This is a genomic window from Microbacterium sp. 71-36 (assembly GCF_001898305.1).
Taxonomy (GTDB): domain Bacteria; phylum Actinomycetota; class Actinomycetes; order Actinomycetales; family Microbacteriaceae; genus Microbacterium.
Map to the genome: position 1 here is coordinate 1 of NZ_MKTP01000003.1, position 20,394 is coordinate 20,394.

Here is a 20,394-nt window from a genome sequence, read left to right on the forward strand (position 1 = left end):
ACGGACCGACGAGGAATAAATTGGCATTTGACAAGTGCACGCTGTTGAGTTCTCAAGGAACGGACGCACCCACAGAACCAGTCCCTAGACCGTAACCGTGAGGCAGTTCACTTCTATATTGGATCATTCGAACCTTGTGGCTCTCACAGTGGGACCCATCAAGAGATCAGCGTCGTGAGATCCGGTCGAAGACCAGAACCAAAACCTTACACCATGTGTGGGGGTTTTGGGTTGTTCACCGCTTGAGAGGACGCGGGGCCTTCCGGCCGCTCCGCTCTCCCCTGTGGGGCGAACAAGTAATAAGTTACGCGGATCCGGCCCACTCGTCCAATCCACACCGCACCCCGGGCGTGTCGCACCCCGGAATCCGCGGAAAAACGCGGAACCACGGCGTTCGAGCCGCACGCGGCCGTCTGGCCCTCCTGAGGGTCAGATTCGGGAGGGGATCGACGCCTGCAGGGCCGCGGCATCCATCGATCCCCCGGTGAACTCGATGCCACCGAAGAAGATCGCCCCGAAGACCAGCACGTACACGAACGCGATCGCGAGGAAGAGCACGGCGGAGCCGGCGAGAGCGAGGAGGAGCGGGAGTCTCGAGATCATGCCCTCATCATCCCGAAGGCGGGCATCGGGTGAGGGGGGCTTGCGCAGGAACGACCGAAGGCCGGCACCTCCGCAGAGGTACCGGCCTTCGGTGAGGACGAGAGGATCAGCGACCGCTGAGCTTCTCCCGCAGTGCGGCGAGGGACTCGTCGTCCGCGAGGGTGCCCTGGGCGGGCGACTCGGACGAGAAGGATCCACCGAACGAACCCGAGTCGATCGGGTTGGCAGCCTCGGCCTCGAGGGCCTTGGCGACGGCGGCCTTGTGAGCCTCCCAACGACCCTGCGCAGCGGCGTACTCCTGCTCCCACGCCTCGCGCTGGGTGTCGAAGCCCTCGAGCCAGGCACCCGACTCAGGGTCGAAGCCCTCGGGGTACTTGTACTCGCCACGCTCGTCGTACTCGGTGACCATGCCGTACAGGGCCGGGTCGAACTCGGTGCCGTTGGGGTCGACCGACTCGTTGGCCTGCTTGAGCGACAGCGAGATGCGGCGACGCTCGAGATCGATGTCGATGATCTTGACGAAGACCTCTTCGCCGACCGACACGACCTGCTCGGCGAGCTCGACGTGCTTGCCCGACAGCTCGGAGATGTGCACGAGGCCCTCGATGCCGTCCGCCACGCGGACGAAGGCACCGAACGGAACGAGCTTGGTGACCTTGCCCGGAGCGATCTGGCCGATCGCGTGGGTACGGGCGAACACCTGCCACGGGTCTTCCTGGGTGGCCTTGAGCGAGAGCGACACGCGCTCGCGGTCGAGGTCGACCTCGAGGATCTCGACGGTGACCTCCTGGCCCACCTCGACGACCTCGGAGGCGTGCTCGATGTGCTTCCAGGAGAGCTCGGAGACGTGGACGAGACCGTCGACGCCACCCAGGTCGACGAACGCACCGAAGTTGACGATCGACGAGACCGTGCCCTTGCGGACCTGACCCTTGTGGAGGTTGTTGAGGAACGTGGTGCGCGACTCGGACTGCGTCTGCTCGAGCAGGGCGCGGCGCGAAAGCACGACGTTGTTGCGGTTCTTGTCGAGTTCGAGGATCTTCGCCTCGATCTCCTGGCCGAGGTACGGCGTGAGGTCGCGGACACGGCGGAGCTCGATGAGCGAAGCCGGCAGGAAGCCACGGAGACCGATGTCGACGATGAGACCGCCCTTGACGACCTCGATCACGGAGCCGGTGACCACACCGTCGTTCTCCTTGATCTTCTCGACGTCGCCCCACGCGCGCTCGTACTGTGCGCGCTTCTTGGACAGGATCAGACGGCCTTCCTTGTCCTCCTTCTGGAGAACGAGGGCCTCGACGTGATCGCCGACGTTGACGACCTCGTTCGGGTCGACGTCGTGCTTGATCGAAAGCTCGCGCGAGGGGATGACACCCTCGGTCTTGTAACCGACGTCGAGGAGGACCTCGTCGCGGTCGATCTTCACCACGGTGCCCTCGATGAGGTCGCCGTCGTTGAAGAACTTCAGGGTCTTTTCGACCGCGGCCAGGAAGTCTTCAGCAGAGCCGATGTCGTTGATCGCGACCTGCTTGATGGCCGGGGCGGTCGTTGCGGTAGTCATGTAGTGGGTTGTCCTAGTTGGATTGGTGTCGGGCTTCGACTCTTACGACGCGACCCGGGAGGATCCCGCCGGCCGGGGCACCCCCGCCCGAGGGCGAACGGATGCCGCGAGCCGAAGCGAAGCGGAGTTTTTTCGTGCGATGCCACTGGGCCGGAGCCCGGGCGTGCGGAACGAGCCACACGAGTGACACTCGAGGTTACCAGAATCAGGGGCCTGTTCGCGGGGCGACGCCGCGCTCCCGGATCAGCCCGCCGAGCCCGTCGTCGCCGTCGGAGCCGATCGATGTGGGAACCCCTCCGCGGTGGTTCCGTCCTGGCGGCGGAAAGGTCACGGATCAGCCCTTTTCCTGCCCCCGGAGATGCCTCACCGCCCAGGTTCCGTCCAGACTGGCGTGCCAGGCTCCCCGTTTCGTGCCCGCTTCCCGCGGACCGGACGTGCGATACCCGCGCCGTCCTCCCGACACGAAACCGGTTTTATGCGCTCTGATTCGACGCCCTCCCCCAACCGCCGCGACCGTCGCCTGGCCTCCCGCAGGACACGACGCCGCCCCGCACTGACCGCCGGCGTCCTCGCCGTCGGAGTGCTCGCCACCGTGGCCCTCACGGGCACCGCTCCCGTGGCATCCGCCGCCCCCGCCGACGACCTGTCGTCGGCCACCTTCCGTCTCGCGAGCTTCTCCGCGCCCAGCGAGGCCGCGGCTCCCGAGGCCGTCGCCGCGCGCGCCGCGGTGACCGCCGCCGGCACCGTCTCCGATGCCGCCACCGCGGTGCAGAACGACATCGCGGCATCCGGACTGGACATCGGCCGGCCCGCGAGCGTCGACACCACCGAACTCACCGCCGCCACCCGGCGACTCACGGACGCCGAGACGCTCCCCGCGACGTTCCTTCCGGAGCTCACGGATCGCGTGACCGCCGCGACCTCCACGGTCAGCGAACGCGTCGCCGCACTGCGGGGCGCCCTCGACGCCGCCGTGGCCGAGAAGCAGGCGGAAGAAGCCGCCGAGAAGGCGCGCCAGGAGGCCGAGGCCGCCGCGCAGGCGAAGGCCGAACAGGAGGCCGCTGCGGCGTCGTCGTCGAGCGCTTCGGCTCCGATCGTCACCTCCGGCGGAGGCTCGGGCGACAACAGCGTCGGCGGCGCGCAGGCGACCGCCCGCGGCATGCTCGCCGGCTTCGGATGGGGCGACGACCAGTTCTCGTGCCTCGTGTCGCTGTGGAACAAGGAATCCGGCTGGAACGTGCGCGCGTACAACGCCGGAAGCGGCGCCTACGGCATCCCGCAGGCCCTCCCCGGCAGCAAGATGGGCTCGGCCGGCGCCGACTGGGAGACCAACGCCGCCACCCAGATCTCCTGGGGTCTCGGCTACATCTCGGGCCGCTACGGCGACCCGTGCGGCGCCTGGGGCCACTCGCAGTCCACCGGCTGGTACTGAGCCGAAGGACCACGAAGCGCCGTGCCGGAATGATCCGGCACGGCGCTTCGTCGTTCGGTCAGCGGCCCGCTCGGCGCGCGATCACCCCCGCGAGCAGCGCGTGGGACAGCGGACCGATCGACAGGACCATCAGAATCGTGCCGAAGACGGCCTGTTCCGCCTGCAGGAGGATGCCCCCCACGAGGAGCCCCGTGAAGAGGACCGCGGAGACGACCCGACGGATCATCCGCTCGAGGTCGCGCAGGCGACGCTCGACCCGCGGGACCTGCGCGGAGACGCCGCCCTCCTCGACCCGCGAGATGAGCGCATCGAGCCGACGCGGAAGGCGGGCAGTCAGCGCGGCGACCGAGGCGGCCTCGCGCGCGAGCGCCTGGACGGTGTTGCCGCTCTCCTCGCGGATGAGTCGCTGCGCGTAGGGCTCGACGGCATCCCAGATGTTGAAGGCCGGGTCCAGCGCGCTGCACATCCCGCTCGTGAGGGACATCGCCCGGACGATGAGCAGGAAGTTCTCGGGCAACTGGAACGGGAGCGCCCGGACCACGTCCCCGAACTCCACCGCGAAGGCGCGGAACTCGCGAGGATCCACCTCCTGCAACTCGGCGAAACCCATTCCACCGAAGCGCGAGAACAGCTGCGTCATCGCCCGCTCGAGGGCGATCGTGTCCGCCGACGGGAGCAGCACGCCCACATCGCGGATGCCGTCGACGAGGCCCTTGCCGTCGCGCGACGCCGCGGCGATCAGCACGCGCCGCAGACCCCGACGAAGGTTCGGGGGGACCTCCCCCATCATCCCGAAATCGATGAACGTGAACCGCCAGGCCGGGGAGCCGGCATCCGTGGATCCGGTGAGCGGGGTCACGAAGACGTTGCCCGGGTGCGGATCGGCGTGGAAGAAGCCGTCGTCGAACAGCTGGTCGAACATGACGGCGGCGAACCTCGCCGCGACCTCGGACGGATCGATGCCTGCCGCGCGGAGCGCCGCGACGTCGTTGATCTTGATCGCGGTGACGTCCTGCAGGGTCAGCAATCGCCGCGTGGTCCGTTCCCAGACGACCTCGGGGACGGCCACCCCTCCTTCGCCGCCGAAGTCCTCGGCGAAGCGTTCGGAGTTCGCCGCCTCGTGGAGGTAGTCGATCTCCTCCAGGCTTGTGGCGGCGAACTCCTCGACGAGCGCGGGCATGTCGACGCGGTCACGGACCAGAGCCACCCGACTCAGCCATCCGCCGACCTTCCGGAGCGCCCGCAGATCGACGTCCACGATCCGGTCGATGCCGGGGCGCTGGATCTTCACGACCACGTCGCGCAGACCGGTGTCGTCCGCCAGCGCATCGGTGAGGACGGCACGATGCGCCTGCCCGAGCGACGCCGCCGCGAGCGGCCGCTCGTCGATCGATGCGAAGGCCCTCGCCAACGGCATCCCGAGCTCTTCCTCGGCGCGCGCCCGCATCTGGGCGAACGGCACCGAGGGGACTTCGTCCTGCAGCCCCTCGAGCTCTTTCGTGATGATGGGCGGCAGGACGTCGAGGCGCGACGACATGAACTGTCCGACCTTGATCATCAGACCGCCGAGATCGATCGCCAGCGCGTGGAAGCGCCGCGCGATGATCTGGAGCCGGCGCGTCCGGCCCCGGGCGGAGATCCGCTCGAGGCCGAGCCGCGGCAGGAACAGCTCGTACCACCACGCCTGGACGAGGTAGCGCGCGGCGAACCGCGTGATGCGCCGGTAGCGGGCGCGCATGAGGGCGTCGTCGGTCATCGGATCTCCGGGATGCCGATGCCCCCACGAACCGTCGGGCTCGGGCACCCTCAGCTCTGGGCGAGGATGGAGTAGAGCTTACGGCGGGCCTCGTCGAGGATCTCGACCGCCTGCGCGACCTGCTCCTTGTCGCCCGTGCGGGCCACCTGAGCAGCCGCCTGGGCCAGCTCGACACCGGCCTTGGGCAACGCCGTCATCCGGCCGCTGTCACGCGTGGTCGCCGATTCCCACGGCGCGGTGCGCTCGGTGGTCTCGTCGCCGGCGGCGGCGCGCCCCTCGTCGGTGAGCGAATACGTCTTGCGGCCGCCCGACTCCTCGGCGCGCACCAGGCCCTCGTCCGTCAGCAACTGGAGCGTGGGGTACACCGAGCCGGGGCTCGGCTTCCACGAGCCGCCGCTGCGCTCCTCGATCTCACGGATGATCTGGTAGCCGTGCATCGGCTGCTCCAGCAGCAGCGACAGCACGGCGGAGCGCACGTCGCCCTTGTTCATCCGCGAACCGCCCGACGTCTTCTGCTCGAACTGCGCGCGGAGCTGCTCCATCGCGTCGAGGATGTTCGACATCGGCCAGCCCTGGCCGGCGGTACCGCGAGCGCCGAAGGCGTCGCCCAGGAACGAACCACTCATGATGACCTCCCGAAAAGCGGGGCTCCGGATGAGCCCGGCGATATATAACGATATATCGCTGGGGAGGGTTCGGGCTGGGAGTTCGCGATCAATACCAGTCGGTCGCCTGCGAGTGGCTCCACGCGCTGCACGGGGTTCCGTAGCCGCGGGAGATGTAGTCCAGGCCCCACTTGATCTGCGTCGCCGCGTTGGTCTGCCAGTCGTCACCGAACGTGGCCATCTTGCTCCCCGGCAGCGACTGCGGGATACCCGTGGCACCGCTCGGGTTGTAGGCCTGGTAGTTCCATCCGGACTCCTTCGTCCACAGCGACACCAGGCACGAGAACTGGTCGGAGCCCCAGCCGTACTGATCGGCGGCGTACGACTGGGCGAACTCCTTCGCACCCTCCGGCGTGTTCACGCGAGCGAGAGCCTCCGCGGCTTCCTTCTGCCGCTGCGCCTCCGCCGCCGCGGCCGCCTCGGCCTGACGCTGCGCTTCGGCCGCGGCGTCCGCGGCGGCCTTGGCGGCGACGGCGTCGTTCAGGCTCCCCCGCAGGACCGCCACCCGCTCCGCCACGCGCTGAGCCTCCGTGCTGGCGTTCTGACTCAGGGCCGGCACGAGCACGACGGGGAGGAGGTCCGAGGAGGACAGCCGGTCGGTCGCGGTCTGCAGCGCCGCCGTGTCCACCGACGCGTCGCCCACGGCGAGCGAAAGGCCGGCGGCCTGGATGTCGGATTCGACCGAGGCCGCGTCCTTCAGCGTCGTCTGAGCACGGGTGAGCGCGGCGTCCGCGTCACCGACCACGCCCTCGAGCGTGGGGGCCGTGACGACGGACTGCGCCGCCCGGAAGGCGGGCGCGGAGAACGAGGATGCCGCGGCGTCGGGCAGCGAGAGGGGCGCGGCGGCGGCGACACCCGTCAGGGTGACGATCCCCAGCGCCACGCCGGCGCAGGTGGCGGCGGTGGCGAGGGTGCGGCGTGCGCGGCGGACATGGGTGAGCTTGAGATCGGAACGCAGCAAAACGTGAAGAGTCTTTCGTCATCGGGCGCGGCTCGTCGGGTACGAGCGCGAGATCGTGCCGTCGGGTCGGCACAGGTCCCCGAGTGTGAGTGGCCCTTCTGGACGTTATCTATTCGTTACCTGGGAGGGTCGTGAAAGCCGCCGTCTCGAACGGGGGCATGCGGTCGCGCGGCGACGGCGGCGAGGACCCTGCTCGACGGCGTGCGCACCGGTCTCGCGGAATTCTCCGCCGACCTGGGCTTTATCGCGGGCGCCGCTCGCGTACGCGTCGCGCGACGACCGGCGCGGCACCGGTCGAGTGATCCCCGACGACCAGACGGGTCGACCCGACGAGAAAAACCTCGCGAATCGACCCGTCTGTGACGCGGCCGGGAACCCCGCCCGGTCCGGAGTCCCGGATACCGGTCAGGCGCGGTGGGCCCGGTAGTACTTCAGCAGCGCGGCCGTCGAGGCATCCTGCGACGACAGAGCCTCGTCATCGCCCTCGATCGCGGGGGCGATCTGCAGCGCCAGCTGCTTGCCGAGCTCGACGCCCCACTGATCGAACGAGTTGATGCCCCAGATCGTGCCCTGCGTGAACGTGATGTGCTCGTACAGCGCGATGAGCTGGCCGAGCACCGACGGGGTGAGCGCCGGCGCGAAGATCGACGTGGTCGGACGGTTGCCGGGGAACGTGCGCGCCGCGACCAGAGCGCCGGTGGTGCCCTCGGCCTCGACCTCTTCGGCGGTCTTGCCGAAGGCCAGGGCCTTGGTCTGTGCGAGGAAGTTCGCCAGGAACAGACCGTGCACGTCGCGGCCGTCGTCGGCGAGGGGGTACGCGGGGTTCACGAAGGCGATGAAGTCGGCCGGGATCAGACGCGTGCCCTGGTGGATGAGCTGGTAGAAGGCGTGCTGCCCGTTCGTCCCGGGCTCGCCCCAGAAGATCTCGCCCGTGTCGGTGGTCACCGGCGAACCGTCCCACCGAACGGACTTGCCGTTCGACTCCATCGTCAGCTGCTGGAGGTACGCCGCGAAGCGGCTCAGCTGCTGGGCGTACGGCAGCACCGCGTGCGACTGCGCGCCGAGGAAGTTGGTGTACCAGACGTTGAGGAGACCCATCAGAACGGGCACGTTCCGCTCGATCGGCGTCGACGCCACGTGCACGTCCACGGCGTGGAAGCCGCTCAGCAGCTCACGGAAGGCCGCCGGACCGAAGGCGATCATGAGCGACAGCCCGATCGCGGAGTCGACCGAGTAGCGTCCCCCGACCCAGTCCCAGAAACCGAACGCGTTGGTCGGGTCGATGCCGAAGGCCTCCACCTTGTCGAGAGCCGTGGAGACGGCGACGAAGTGGTGCGCGACGGCGTCGACACGCGCGGCGTCGGTGTCGTCGATCGCGCCCGCCTCGGCCAGTCGGGCCCACAGCCAGTCCCGCGCGAGACGGGCGTTGGTGAGGGTCTCGAGAGTCGTGAAGGTCTTCGAGGCGACGATGAAGAGCGTCGTCTCGGGGTCGAGATCCGCGGTCTTCTCGGCGATGTCGGTCGGGTCGATGTTGCTCACGAACCGCGCCTGGATGCCGGCGTCCGCGAGAGGCTTCAGGCCCTCGTAGACCATCACGGGGCCGAGGTCGGATCCACCGATGCCGATGTTGACGACATGCGTGACCTTCTTCCCGGTCACGCCCTTCCACTCACCGCTGCGCACGCGGTCGGCGAACTCGGACATCGCCGCCAGGACGACCTGGACGTCGTGGTCGACGTCCTGCCCGTCGACGTGGAGCGCGGGCGTGGCGCCGGCCGGGCGGCGGAGCGCCGTGTGCAGGACCGCGCGATCCTCGGACGTATTGAGGTGGACGCCGCTCAGCATCTCGGCGAATCGCTCACGGACACCGGTCTCTTCGGCGAGCGCGACGAGGGCCTCGAGGATCTCGGGCGTCACGAGGTTCTTCGAGAGATCGACGTGCAGATCGCCCACGGTGCGCGTGAGGCTCTCGACGCGGCCGGAGTCTGCGGCGAACCATCCGCGCAGATCGGGGTCGAATCCCTCGCGAAGAGCCGTGAGGCGGGTCCAGGCGGACGTGGTGGTGGGGTCAACGGGAGCAGTCACATCCCCACGCTAGCGACCCTCGGGCACGACGGAGGGCCGAATGACGAACGCAGCGGAAAACGCTACGCGCGCCCGCCCCGGGGAGGACCGGCGTACGCCGCGGGGAGCGGGATCTCCCGTGAACGATCCCAGGGCTCGGTCCACCCGAGTCGGTCGAACAGCCCGTCGAGGAGCATCGCGGTGAAGCCCCACACCACGTGGGTTCCGCCGGCGTGCGGAACGAGGAAGGCGGGGCCGCTCCACGTACGTCCGTCGCGATGGATGCGGGTGACCCCGCGCCGCGCGGAGTCCAGCAGATCGGCCACGGGCGCTCGGAACACCGCCGCCGACTCGGCGGTGTCGACCGCCCGCACCGGAGTCGGCCGATCCCACCACGCGACCACCGGCGTCACCAGATGGCGCGAATACGCGAGGGGCACGCGCGGCAGCGTGCCGATCACGCCCACCCCGGCCGGATCGAGACCGGTCTCCTCCCGCGCCTCACGGAGCGCGGCATCCACGGGCCCTGCATCCCCCGGATCGACGCGCCCGCCGGGGACCGCGATCTGCCCCGGGTGCGCGCGGAGGGTGTCCGCACGCGAGAGCAGGAGGACGTCGAGGTCCGACGGCACGGACGCGGAGACGCGCGCCGCGGGAACGGCATCCAGCGTCCCGAAGAGCATCAGCACGGCCGCCTCGCGCGCGCCGTCCTCCACCGGGAGGGCGCGGAGGTCGGCGAACATCTCGCCCGTCGCGTCGTCGACGACGCGACGGAGATCGTCGAGCGGCGAGGGCATGGGTCGAGGGTAGTCCCGCCCGACCGGCGCGTTCGTCGGCTCCCCGCCGTCCCGCCCTGCCGCGACCGGCGCCACCCGTGTGAGGATGAACGCGGGAGGTGCCCGATGACCGAAAGACTTCACGCCGTGACCCTCGTCGTCGACATGCCCATCGCCAAGATCGACGCGCTCGACGTGATCGCCTTCGCCGCGGACGGCGGGGTGGACGGCGCGCGCACCTCGCAGCCGCGTGTCTGGCTGGCCCCCCACGCCTGGGCCGAGGTGGAGATCCCGAAGTTCGCCGATCCGCCGCCGTTCGCCATCGACGTCCTCTCCGACGTGTCCGGCGAGATCGCCTGGGCGCAGGCCCACCGGCTGCACGCGGCACTGGAGCGTCTGGGCTGGACGGTCGATCCGCCCCGTGCGGGTGTGCGATGAGCGGGTCCGCGACGGGACGCCGATGAGCCTCGCCGACACGCGCCGTCCGCGCCTGCTGTACGTCGAGGACGACGGCGAGATCTCCGCGATGACGACCGAGGTCCTCGGGGAGGTGTACGACGTCACGCACGAGAGCGACGGGGTCGCTGCGCGCGACCGGGCCCTGCGCGAACGGTTCGACCTCATCGTGCTCGACCGGCGACTCCCCCGGCTCGACGGCGAGCACATCGTCCAGGCCCTGCGCACCGCGCGCATCACCACGCCGGTGCTGCTGCTCACCGCCCTCGGGTCGGTGGCCGATCGTGTCGACGGCCTGGATGCCGGCGCGAACGACTACCTCGTCAAGCCGTTCGACTACGACGAACTGCTCGCGCGCCTCCGCGCGCTCCTGCGCGGTTTCCGCGCCGAGGGGCGACGACGGGCCGTGGCGGACTGGACCTACGTCCCGGATGCCGCGGCGGTGTACGCCCCCTCGGGTGCGCGCGTGACGTTGACCGCCACCGAGAACGCCCTGATGGACCTGCTGACGTCGAGCCCCGACCGCGTGTTCTCCCGCGAGCAGATCGCGCGCGACGTGTTCTCCTCGGTCGACGCGGTCACCACCGTCGACACGTACGTGCACTATCTCCGCCGCAAATGCGCGCCGGACGTGGTCGAGACCGTCCGAGGACGCGGCTACCGCGCGGGCGGTGCCCGGTGAGCGCCGCGGACGACCGTCGGATCGTCCGGCGCGCGGCGGCCCGGGTCGGCCTGCTGGTCGGCGGCGCCTCGGCGATCGCCCTCGCGATCGGCGTGGGGATCCTGGTCGGCGTGCTGCTGACCGGGGCCCGGAGGGAGACCGATCATCACGGCGGCCCCGGCGGTCTCCCGGGTGATCGGGTCGTGGTCGATTTCGACGACGTGCTGCCGTGGGTGCTCGGGCTGGGTCTGCTGGGCGTCGCCGTGATCGGGGTCGTCGGGTGGGCGGCATCCCGATGGTCCGTGCGCCCGCTCGACGAGGCTCTCCGGCGTCAGCGGGCCTTCGTCTCGGATGCCAGCCACGAACTGCGGACACCGCTCACGGCGCTCAGCAGCCGCGTGCAGATCGCGCAGCGGCGCCTCGCCCGCGGCGAACCGCTCGACGACACGCTGGACCGGCTGCGCGGCGACGCCGAACTGATGGACCACGTGCTCACCGACATGCTGCTGGCCGCCGAAGGAGCGGCCGCGACGGAGGGCGTCGTCGCGGTGGACGGCGGGATCCGCGCGGCGGTCGACGTCCTGACCCCCCTGGCGGACGAGGCCGGCGTCGAGATCACGGTGCGCACCGGGACGGGCCTGGTCGCCGCGGTCCCGTCGGTGACGTTCGTGCGGATGTGCACGGCACTGATCGACAACGCGATCACCCACGCCCCCGAGGGGACCGCCGTGACGGTGTCGGCCGACGGCACGGACGACGACGTCGCGATCCGCGTCGAGGACGCCGGCGGAGGCGTCCACGACGACGATCGGGAGCGCATCTTCGAACGCTTCGCCCGCGGCGCGGAATCGGGGCGTCGACGCGGGTTCGGTCTGGGCCTGGCCCTGGTCCGCGAGGCCGCCACGCGTCACGGCGGCACGATCGACGTAGAGCGCACGTCAGCGGACGGAACGGTGTTCCTGCTGCGTCTCCCCCGCGCGCGCTGACGGGTCCACGAGACTCTCGAAACGCGCGATCTCGATCCCGCCGGCCCAGCGTCGGACGCGGCCGTCGGCCCACACGATGCCGGACGTCACGGGCGCTGAGCGCACGGCATCCAGGTCGTCGATCCCCGAGACGGCCGCCACGGTCGCCCAGACGTCCGCCACGGTCAACGTGTCGGCCACGACGGTCGCCGACACGAGACCGGGCACCGGACGCACCGAGCGCGGGTCGATGAGGTGCGCCCCCCGCTCCGCGGTCCCCGAGGTCGCGACGGCGCCGTCGGCGAGGGCGATCGTGGAGAGCACGCCGGCCGCGTCCTCGGGGTCGGCCACGCCCACGTTCCACACGTGGGCGCTCCCCGGCGCGCGGAGGAGCCGCATGTCGCCGCCCGCGTTGACCGCCGCAGCCTCCACTCCCGGAAGCGCGAGGACATCGAGGAGCAGCGCGGAGGCGGCGTCCACCGACCACCCCTTCACGACGCCGGTGGGATCGAACCATCCCCGCCACCACGCGTCGAAGACGCCGGCGGTGTCGTCGCGGAACCGCCGGCACAGCGCCTCGACCTCGCGGACACGGGGGTCGACGTCGTCGAGCCCGCGGAGCCCGTCCCGGAGCAGGCTCACGTGCGAATCGGGACGATACGTCGAGAACACGCGTTCGTCGTCCCGCATCCGCGCCACCACCGCGGCGATCGCGGCGTCGATGCGCGGGCGGACCGCGGCAGCGGTCGTCGCACTCCCGCGCACCTGGACGGTGACCATCGTGCCCATGACCGGCTCGACCACCGTGACCGCGGGCACGGCACTCATGCGCGCGCCTCGTCGAGCGCCGACTGCAGGGATTTCAGGTACCCGGTGCTGGTGTAGGTGGCACCCGAGACCATGTCGATGTCGGCGGACTGCGCGTCGAGCGTCTCCTTCACGAGGACCGGCAGGGCGCGGGAGTTGATCTGCTGGTCGCGACCGTTCTCGGACGGGTAGACCGGCACCTGCACGTCGGTGACGCTCCCGCCGGACACCGTGATCTGCACCTGCACGGGACCGAACCGCGTGTTCACGCTCGACCCGGTGAAGGTGCCGTCGGCAAGACCCGACGATGCGGGTGCGGCTTGCGTGGGCGTCGCAGCCGACGGCGCGGCGCCCGACGGTGAGGCCGAGGCCGACGGCGAGGTCGACGCCGACGGCGTCGCGCGCTGGGCGGAGGCGGGCGCCGGGGTCGTCGCGGGCAGGGCCGCCGCCGTCTCGGTGCCCTCACCGAGCGACGTCCGGTAGCTGAACAGCAGCACGAGGCCGGTGAGCGTCGCCATCACGGCGTAGAAGATCTTCTTCATCTCTGTCTCCCTCTCAGGTCTCAGACGGTGAACGACTCGGCGTGGACGCGGCTCGACGCGACCCCGGCGCGACGGAGGTCGGTGCGCACGGCATCCATCCACGGTCCCGGGCCGCAGAGATAGACGTCGTACTGCTCGAGGTCGGACGCGACGTAGCGCAGGAAGTCGACGCCGCTCCACGCGGCGTGACCGACGGACAGCCACGGTGACGCCCCGGGGGCGCGCGGCCCCACGAGGGCGGCGTAGCGGAGGCCGCGGTCGCGTTCGAGACGCCCGATGGCGCCGCGACGCAGGGCGTCGCCCTCCGCGTGGTCCCGGACGAGCAGGGTCGCCTCGCCCGGGGCCCAGGCGGCCTTCTCGGCGAGCGCGACGAGCGGTGCGACGCCGGCACCCGCACCGATGAGCAGGAGCTTGCGGCCGGTACGCGCGTCTTCGGTCATCTCGCCGTACGGCCCTTCGATGAGGACGCGCGTCCCGGGACGCAGGGATGCCAGGCGCGAGGTGCCGTCGCCCACGAACCGCGCGGCGATGGTCAGTGACGTGCCGTCGGGGGCCGCGGCGAGCGAGAACGGGTGCCCGCGGGTCCAGCCGGCGCCGTCGAGGAACCGCCACACGAAGAACTGGCCGGCGCGGACCGGCATCCGGTGCAGACGCCGTCCGGTCATCGTGACCGAGACGCCGCGGTCGCCGTCGCGCCGCACGTCGGACACGCGGAGCCCGTGGCGGAGCGACCGCACCAGCGGCAGCCCGAGACGGAACACGACCACGGCCGCCGCCGTCGCCGCCCACAGCACCCACCAGTACACCGCGGCGAGGGGGTGGGCGGTGAAGTCGGCACCGGTCCACAGCATGTGCGGGACGGCGAGGCCGACACCGAGGTATCCGTACAGGTGCAGGAGATGCCAGGACTCGTACCGCAGGCGCTTCCGCGCCCGCCGGATCGACGTCGCCACGACGAGCAGCAGCAGGCCCGTTCCCGCCGTCGCCAGGAGCATGCCGGGGTAATCCCAGACGAACTCCCACAGCTGCACGATCGGGTTGATGCCGGCCGCCGCGGCGTACCCGAGGATCTGCAGCACGATGTGCGCCGAGAACAGCGCGAAGGACCAGAAGCCGACGAGCCGGTGCATCCGAGTGATGCCGTCGCGGCCGAACCCGCGCTCGAACACCGGAACGCGAGCCATGAGCAGCACCTGGTAGAGAAGCAGGTTCGCCGACACCAGCCCGCACAGACGACCCAGGGTGTTGAGGGTCTCGGCGTCGAACCCGAAGAGGGCCTGGATGCCACCCCCCGCGACCCACAGCGCCACCACCGCGAGGCTGGAGAGCCAGATCAGGGCGGTGGCGGAGAGCGTCCAGCCGAGGCGGCCGCGCCGTCGGGCCGTGCGCTCGCGTCGGATCGGCGAAGAGAAGGGGTCCACGCCGAGGGGAACGGTGGTGGTGGCGGTCATGCGCCCAGCGTGGCGGGGGCCCTCCCAGAGTTCACCAAGAAAGCGGCATCCTGGGTCTTCGCATAGGAAACGAACAGCTTGTCAGGAGTCGAGCCCGACCAGTTCGGCGCTGCGGTCCCACAGGAGTCGCGCCAGAGCCGGGTCGTCAGCGCGTCGGTGCGTGCGGGCGGGCTTGTTGTTCGCGTAGAAGCCGCCCGGCTGCCAGTCGACGCCGGGCTTGCCCAGCGCGAGCCAGGTCAGGCGGGCGCCGCCGACGTCGGTCGAGGTCATGAACCGCTCGGCGAGCGGGCCGCCGTAGAGGAACTTCCACGATCCGCTCCCGGTCGACCCGAAGCTCGAGGCGATCACGCCGGGGTGGTAGGCGACGGCGGACAGGCCCGCGTCGCCGAAGCGCCGGTTGAGCTCCTTCGTGAACAGCACGTTGGCGAGTTTCGCGTTGCCGTACGCCGCGGATGCCGAGTACCGACGCGCGCCCTGCAGATCATCGATGTCGAAGCGCGAGAACAGGAGGGCGGCCGCGCTGGAGGTCTGGATGACCGAGGCCCGGGATTCCAGCAGCGTCTCGCGGAGCAGGTTCGTGAGGAGGAACGGGGCGAGGTGGTTCACCTGGAACGTGACCTCGAATCCGTCGCCCGTCAGCCTCCGGTCGCCGAAGATCCCTCCGGCGTTGTTGGCGAGCACGTCGATGCGCGGGTATTCGGCGCGCAGCGTCTCGGCGAGCTCCCGCACCTGCGCGAGGTCGGAGAAGTCGGCGGTGAACGAGCGCACCCTCAACGCGTCGGCGACGCGCCGGGTCTTGTCCGGATTGCGCCCCACGACGACGACCTCCTCGCCGATCTCGTGCAGCTGGCGGGCGGCGGCCGCGCCGATGCCGTCGCTGGCTCCGGTGATGACGATCGTGCGGGGCATGGGTCCTCCTGGAGTGTCGACCCGCCACCCTAGCGAGCCTGCCGATGAGAACCCGAGGGGTTGCCTCCGGCATTCGTCGTCCCCGTGAACTCACAGCCCGCTCCCAGCCCCGCGGGACCAAAACGACCGGGTCCCGCGTTCTCTACAGTGATGCCCGAACCGGGCATCGCAGGCGAAAGGACCACACCGTGACCACGGAGTACCGCAAGACGTCGGAGGCGCTGGGGCGCCTCACCGACCGCCAGTTCGCCGTCACGCAGGACGACGCGACGGAGCCGCCGTTCCGCAACGAGTACTGGGACAACCACGAGGCAGGGATCTACGTCGACGTCGTGTCGGGGCAGCCGCTGTTCTCCTCGACCGACAAGTTCGACAGCGGGTCGGGCTGGCCGAGTTTCACCAAGCCCATCGACACGGCCGCCGTGGTGGAGAAGACCGACCGGTCGCTCTGGATGAGCCGCACCGAGGTGCGTTCGAGCGGAGCCGACAGCCACCTCGGTCACGTCTTCGACGACGGCCCCCGCCAGGCCGGCGGGCTGAGATACTGCATGAACTCGGCCGCGCTGCGGTTCGTGCCCGTGGCGGAGCTCGAGGAGCAGGGCTACGGCGCGTACCTCGCCCTGTTCCGCGAGACCCGAGCCTCATGAACCTCTTCCCTTTCCGTCACCGCAGAAGGAGCAACACCATGACCAGCGGACCCACCGACACGGGCGACATCACCCGCCGCCCCGGCACCGAGACCGCCGTCCTCGCGGGCGGCTGCTTCTGGGGCGTCGAAGACCTCATCCGCCGCCAGCCCGGCGTGCTGGACACGCGCGTCGGCTACACCGGCGGCACGAACGACCACGCGACCTACCGCAACCACCCCGGCCACGCCGAGGCCGTCGAGATCGTCTTCGACCCCGCCAAGACGTCGTACCGCGACATCCTCGCGTTCTTCTTCCAGATCCACGACCCGTCGACCCTGAACCGTCAGGGCAACGACATCGGCACGAGCTACCGCTCAGCGATCTTCCCGCTCTCCCCCGAGCAGGAGCAGGTCGCGCGCGACACCATCGCCGACGTCGACGCGTCGGGCATCTGGCCCGCGAAGGTCGTCACGACCATCGAGCCCGAGGCTCCGTTCTGGGAGGCCGAGCCCGAGCACCAGGACTACCTGATCCGCATCCCGAACGGCTACACGTGCCACTTCGTGCGCCCCGGCTGGGTGCTGCCGAAGCGCGAGGACGCGACCGCGTAAGTCCCGATCGAAGGGCCCGGATGCCATGGCATCCGGGCCCTTCCCGTTCCCTCGCGCGGAGGGTTGGTACGGTGGCGGCACCATGGACATCCGCGTCGATCCCGCCTCCGCCACGCCGCCGTTCGCACAGGTGCGCGCGCGGATCATCGCGCTGATCGACAGCGGCGAGCTGCCGACCGGGACGCGTCTGCCGCCCGTGCGGACCCTCGCGACCGAGCTCGGCCTCGCCGCGAACACCGTGGCGCGCGTCTACAAGGAGCTCGAGGAGGCGCGCTTCGTCGAGACCCGCGGCCGCGCCGGAACCTTCGTCTCGGCCGGAACGGATGCCACGCGCGCACGCGCTGCCGATGCCGCCGCCGCGTTCGCCCGCGCGATGCGCGAGCTCGGTGTCGCGTCGTCGGACGCGCTGGACCTGGCCCGCGCGGCGCTGGGGAACGAACGCTGAAGCGTGGGCAGGATCCTTCCCACAGGCATGTCGGGCGCTGATTGGACCCGCCGCAACCCCCGCCGATCGGCGGGACCGCCTGCCTACGCTCGAGTGATGAGCGGATACGACGTCGTGGTGATCGGTGGCGGCCTCGCGGGACTGCGATGCGCGACTCGGCTCGCCGAAGCAGGTCGGGATGTCGTCGTCCTCGAGGCGGAGGACGCGGTCGGCGGGCGCGAGCGCACCGACGTCGTGGACGGGTTCCGCCTCGACCGCGGCTTCCACGTGCTCAACCCGGCCTATCCGGCGGTCCGGCGGTGGGTCGACGTGGGCGCGCTGGCGCTGCGGCGATTCCCGGTCGCGCTCGGCGTGCGGATGGAGGACGGTGTGGCCCGCATCGCGCACCCGCTGCGGTATCCCGCCTCGATCCCCGCATCGCTCGCCGGCGGACTCGTGCGCCCCGCCGATCTGCTGCCGCTGGCGCGGTGGGCTCTTCCCGTCCTCACGGATCCGCGGGCGGTGAAGCACGGACCCGACCGCACGCTCGCGGAGGCGTGGGACCGCGCGGGCGTCCGCGGCCCCCTGCGGGAGTCGGTCCTCGAGCCCTTCCTCGCCGGAGTTCTCGCCGACGACCGGCAGGAGACGTCCGACATCTTCGTGCGCCTCCTTCTCCGCAGCTTCGCCCTCGGCGCCCCCGGCGTCCCGGCCGCCGGGATCGGCGCCCTTCCCGCGCAGCTCGCCGACACGGCACGGCGGGCGGGAGCCGGCATCCGCCTCTCCCACCGGGTCACCGCGACCCGACCGCACGGGCGCGGATGGCGGGTGGAGATCGACGGCGCGGATGCCGTCGACGCCCGTGCCGTCGTCGTGGCCACCGGGCTGACCCCCGGTCTCGACGTCCCCCTCCCCCGCCCGCGCGGACTCCGGACGTGGTGGTTCGCCACCGACGAGCGCCACAACGACGACGGTGCTCTGCGCGTGGACGGGCGGCGGCGCGGACCGGTCGTCCATACGGCGATCGTCTCGAACACCGCCCCGACCTACGCCCCCCGCGGGCAGCACCTCGTCGAGGCGACGACCGTGCTGCCCAGCGCTGCGACCGAAACGGACGTCCGACGGCAGCTCACCGAACTGTGGGGCGCGGACACCCGCCCGTGGACGCTGCTCCGGCGCGACGACATCACCTCCGCGCTCCCCGCGCAGGACCCGCCGCTGCGGCTCCGGCGCCCCGTGCGACTCGGCGACGGCCGCTACGTCGCGGGCGACCACCGCGACACCGCATCGATCCAGGGGGCGCTCGTCTCCGGGCAGCGCGCCGCCGAGACCGTACTGCGCGACCTCGGATAGCGCGCGGGGGCTGCGGCTGTCACAGTGGCCGGATGCGATTCCTTCTGAACGTCATCGACGACCGCAGTTCCTCCGCGACCGTTGACGAGGGCGAAGCGATCGACGCGTTCAACGACGGTCTCGTCGCGGGAGGTCACTGGGTGCTCGCCGCCGGTGTCGCCCACCCGGCCGATTCGTTCGTCATCGACGCGCGGTCCGGCGAGCCCTCGATCACCCCGGGTCCGGTGAACGAGGCCCCCGAGTGGGTCGCGGGCTTCTGGATCATCGACGCGGCCGACATCGACATCGCCCGCGAACTCGCGATCGGCGGATCGCGCGCCTGCGGCCGCCGCGTCGAGCTGCGGCCCTTCCTCGGCTGACATGCCGACCTACGCGGAACACATCGACCGGCTGAACGCCCTCGGGCCCCGACGGTCGGGGAATCAGGCCCATCGAACGCTGATCGACGAGGTGGCCGCCGAGCTCACCGCGCTCGGCCATCCGGTCGAACGCGACACCCACTCGTTCGAGCGCTGGGACGCCGGGGAGGACGCCGTGTCTCTCACGGTGGAGGGGAACGGGGTCGAGGTGGCCTCGCCGTGGCCGTACTCCGGCGAGACCGGGCCCGCGGGCGTCACCGCCGCCCTCGTCCTCCTCCGGGGTCGGAGGAAGCGCTGGGCGGCGGCCCGGGGTCGCATCGCCGTCATCGAGGTCGACAACGTCGAGGCTCCGGCATCCCTCGTTCTGGATTCCTGGGACGGTCGGCTCCCTTTCGACTCGGTCGCGAATCCCGTCATCTCGTCGGAACTCGCGGGCACCGACCTCACGACGGCGCGCGCAGCGGGGGTCGTCGGCGTCATCGCGGTGTGGCGCGGTCTGCCCGACCACGAGTCCCGCGGCCAGTACCTGCCCTTCACCCGCCCCCACCAGGGGCTCCCGGCCGTCTGGGTCCCGGAGTCCGAGGGCGACCGCGTCGTCGCCGCCGCGCGTCGGGGAGCGACCGCGACGCTCGTCCTGGATGCCACTCGTCACGCGGACGCGACCATGGACACCGTGTGGGCGGTGTCGCCCGGCGCGGGTCCCCACGTTGACGAGACCGTTCTGGTGGTGACGCACAGCGACGGCGGCAACGCGATCGAGGAGAACGGACACATCGGTCTCCTCGCGCTCGCCCGGGATGCCGCGGAGATCCCCCACGACCGCACGATCGTGTTCGTGCTCGTGGCGGGGCACCTTCGCATCCCCGCGGTCACCGAGCACGGACAGGCCACGACAGCCTGGCTCCGCGCCCACCCCGAGCTGTGGTCGCCCGCGGCGGGCGGGCGGACGGCCGTGGCGGGACTCGTCATCGAACACCTCGGCGCGCTGCACGATCGCGCCGATGCGCCGCGTCCCGGCGAGGACCCGGACGCCGCCGAGCCGGAGCTGCTCTACGCCACCACGCGCGAGTTCGACGCCCTCGTCCGTTCGGCGTGGGGAAACCCTGCCGTGCGGCCGGTCAAGCCGGGTGCCCTGGTGCACCTCGGCGAGGGGGAACCGCTGTTCGAGAACGGCATCCCCGCGATCGCCCTGGTGACCGGACCCGTCTCGCTTCTGGCGGAGACCCGGCACGCGGGGGTCGACCTCGACCTCCTCGCCCGGCAGATCGACGCGTTCCGCGCTCTCCAGCGTCGTCTCGCGGATGCTCCCGACCGGGCGGCCTTCGGTGTCGTTCGGCGCCCGGGCCGGATCCGGAAGATCTTCGCGATCGCGCGGATCGCGTGGTTCCTCGCCCGGGGTCGGCAGCGCTGAG

Annotated in this window: 21 protein-coding genes; 10 read left to right on the forward strand and 11 right to left on the reverse strand. The window is 71.0% G+C overall.

Going from position 1 to position 20,394, the window contains the following annotated elements; all coding sequences use genetic code 11:
* Positions 1-429 precede the first annotated feature (429 nt).
* The gene (locus BGO45_RS10215; protein ID WP_292693764.1) at positions 430-603 is read right to left on the reverse strand and encodes a hypothetical protein; all 174 of its coding nucleotides are present in this window, start codon (positions 601-603) and stop codon (positions 430-432) included.
* Positions 604-709: 106 nt separating this feature from the next.
* The gene (rpsA, locus tag BGO45_RS10220) at positions 710-2,164 is read right to left on the reverse strand and encodes a 30S ribosomal protein S1 (RefSeq protein ID WP_076490634.1); all 1,455 of its coding nucleotides are present in this window, start codon (positions 2,162-2,164) and stop codon (positions 710-712) included.
* A 475-nt stretch (positions 2,165-2,639) separates the two neighbouring features.
* Here rpsA and BGO45_RS10225 point away from each other — a divergent pair, with 475 nt between their 5' ends.
* Positions 2,640-3,596, forward strand: coding sequence for a lytic transglycosylase domain-containing protein (locus BGO45_RS10225; RefSeq protein WP_292693769.1), 957 nt, complete (start codon positions 2,640-2,642; stop codon positions 3,594-3,596).
* Between the two features lie 58 nt (positions 3,597-3,654).
* On the opposite strand, the gene BGO45_RS10230 is transcribed toward BGO45_RS10225, so the two are convergent.
* From BGO45_RS10230 to BGO45_RS10250, 5 genes are all read right to left on the reverse strand, one after another.
* Positions 3,655-5,352: an AarF/UbiB family protein gene (locus tag BGO45_RS10230; protein WP_292693772.1), complete on the reverse strand. Its 1,698-nt coding sequence runs from the start codon at positions 5,350-5,352 to the stop codon at positions 3,655-3,657.
* Positions 5,353-5,402: 50 nt separating this feature from the next.
* A complete protein-coding gene (locus BGO45_RS10235; RefSeq protein ID WP_076490636.1) occupies positions 5,403-5,978 on the reverse strand; it encodes a PadR family transcriptional regulator in 576 nt (191 codons plus the stop codon).
* 88 nt (positions 5,979-6,066) lie between these two features.
* The gene (locus BGO45_RS10240) at positions 6,067-6,978 is read right to left on the reverse strand and encodes a phospholipase (RefSeq protein WP_292693778.1); all 912 of its coding nucleotides are present in this window, start codon (positions 6,976-6,978) and stop codon (positions 6,067-6,069) included.
* A gap of 405 nt (positions 6,979-7,383) precedes the next feature.
* Complete coding sequence (gene pgi, locus BGO45_RS10245; protein ID WP_292693781.1) at positions 7,384-9,063, reverse strand: glucose-6-phosphate isomerase; 1,680 nt, start codon at positions 9,061-9,063, stop codon at positions 7,384-7,386.
* Positions 9,064-9,125: 62 nt separating this feature from the next.
* A complete protein-coding gene (locus tag BGO45_RS10250) occupies positions 9,126-9,785 on the reverse strand; it encodes a CoA pyrophosphatase (protein WP_292694314.1) in 660 nt (219 codons plus the stop codon).
* 180 nt (positions 9,786-9,965) lie between these two features.
* Here BGO45_RS10250 and BGO45_RS10255 point away from each other — a divergent pair, with 180 nt between their 5' ends.
* From BGO45_RS10255 to BGO45_RS10265, 3 genes are read left to right on the forward strand one after another with little or no spacing between them, the layout of a single operon-like run.
* Positions 9,966-10,256 (forward strand): hypothetical protein, encoded by a 291-nt coding sequence (locus tag BGO45_RS10255; RefSeq protein WP_292693784.1) that lies wholly within the window; start codon positions 9,966-9,968, stop codon positions 10,254-10,256.
* Positions 10,257-10,278: 22 nt separating this feature from the next.
* On the forward strand, positions 10,279-10,956 hold the full coding sequence (locus BGO45_RS10260) for a response regulator transcription factor (protein WP_292693787.1): 678 nt from the start codon (positions 10,279-10,281) through the stop codon (positions 10,954-10,956).
* Positions 10,953-11,921: a HAMP domain-containing sensor histidine kinase gene (locus tag BGO45_RS10265; RefSeq protein WP_292693789.1), complete on the forward strand. Its 969-nt coding sequence runs from the start codon at positions 10,953-10,955 to the stop codon at positions 11,919-11,921. The genes BGO45_RS10260 and BGO45_RS10265 overlap by 4 nt, the downstream gene beginning before the upstream one ends.
* On the opposite strand, the gene BGO45_RS10270 is transcribed toward BGO45_RS10265, so the two are convergent.
* The 4 genes from BGO45_RS10270 to BGO45_RS10285 all read right to left on the reverse strand — a co-directional run bounded on the left by BGO45_RS10270 (position 11,874) and on the right by BGO45_RS10285 (position 15,609).
* Entirely contained in the window at positions 11,874-12,728 is an 855-nt protein-coding gene (locus BGO45_RS10270; RefSeq protein WP_292693792.1) for an FAD:protein FMN transferase, read from the reverse strand. The two genes, BGO45_RS10265 and BGO45_RS10270, sit on opposite strands and share 48 nt — an antisense overlap.
* A complete protein-coding gene (locus BGO45_RS10275; protein ID WP_292693795.1) occupies positions 12,725-13,249 on the reverse strand; it encodes an FMN-binding protein in 525 nt (174 codons plus the stop codon). The genes BGO45_RS10270 and BGO45_RS10275 overlap by 4 nt, the downstream gene beginning before the upstream one ends.
* A 20-nt stretch (positions 13,250-13,269) precedes the next feature.
* Complete coding sequence (locus tag BGO45_RS10280) at positions 13,270-14,700, reverse strand: ferredoxin reductase family protein (protein ID WP_292693797.1); 1,431 nt, start codon at positions 14,698-14,700, stop codon at positions 13,270-13,272.
* 81 nt (positions 14,701-14,781) lie between these two features.
* Entirely contained in the window at positions 14,782-15,609 is an 828-nt protein-coding gene (locus tag BGO45_RS10285) for an SDR family NAD(P)-dependent oxidoreductase (protein WP_292693800.1), read from the reverse strand.
* 188 nt (positions 15,610-15,797) lie between these two features.
* Between BGO45_RS10285 and msrB the strand changes: the two genes are divergently transcribed.
* The 6 genes from msrB to BGO45_RS10315 all read left to right on the forward strand — a co-directional run bounded on the left by msrB (position 15,798) and on the right by BGO45_RS10315 (position 20,393).
* Positions 15,798-16,256, forward strand: coding sequence for a peptide-methionine (R)-S-oxide reductase MsrB (msrB, locus tag BGO45_RS10290; protein WP_292693802.1), 459 nt, complete (start codon positions 15,798-15,800; stop codon positions 16,254-16,256).
* Between the two features lie 38 nt (positions 16,257-16,294).
* Positions 16,295-16,849: a peptide-methionine (S)-S-oxide reductase MsrA gene (msrA, locus tag BGO45_RS10295; RefSeq protein ID WP_292693804.1), complete on the forward strand. Its 555-nt coding sequence runs from the start codon at positions 16,295-16,297 to the stop codon at positions 16,847-16,849.
* 25 nt (positions 16,850-16,874) lie between these two features.
* Positions 16,875-17,294, forward strand: coding sequence for a GntR family transcriptional regulator (locus tag BGO45_RS10300; RefSeq protein WP_366515016.1), 420 nt, complete (start codon positions 16,875-16,877; stop codon positions 17,292-17,294).
* Between the two features lie 96 nt (positions 17,295-17,390).
* Positions 17,391-18,623, forward strand: coding sequence for an FAD-dependent oxidoreductase (locus BGO45_RS10305; RefSeq protein ID WP_292693806.1), 1,233 nt, complete (start codon positions 17,391-17,393; stop codon positions 18,621-18,623).
* 32 nt (positions 18,624-18,655) lie between these two features.
* Entirely contained in the window at positions 18,656-18,982 is a 327-nt protein-coding gene (locus tag BGO45_RS10310) for a YciI family protein (RefSeq protein ID WP_292693808.1), read from the forward strand.
* A gap of 1 nt (position 18,983) precedes the next feature.
* Positions 18,984-20,393 carry a hypothetical protein gene (locus BGO45_RS10315; protein WP_292693810.1) on the forward strand — a complete coding sequence of 470 codons (1,410 nt, stop codon included), beginning with the start codon at positions 18,984-18,986 and terminating at the stop codon, positions 20,391-20,393.
* The last annotated feature ends 1 nt before the right edge of the window (position 20,394 follow it).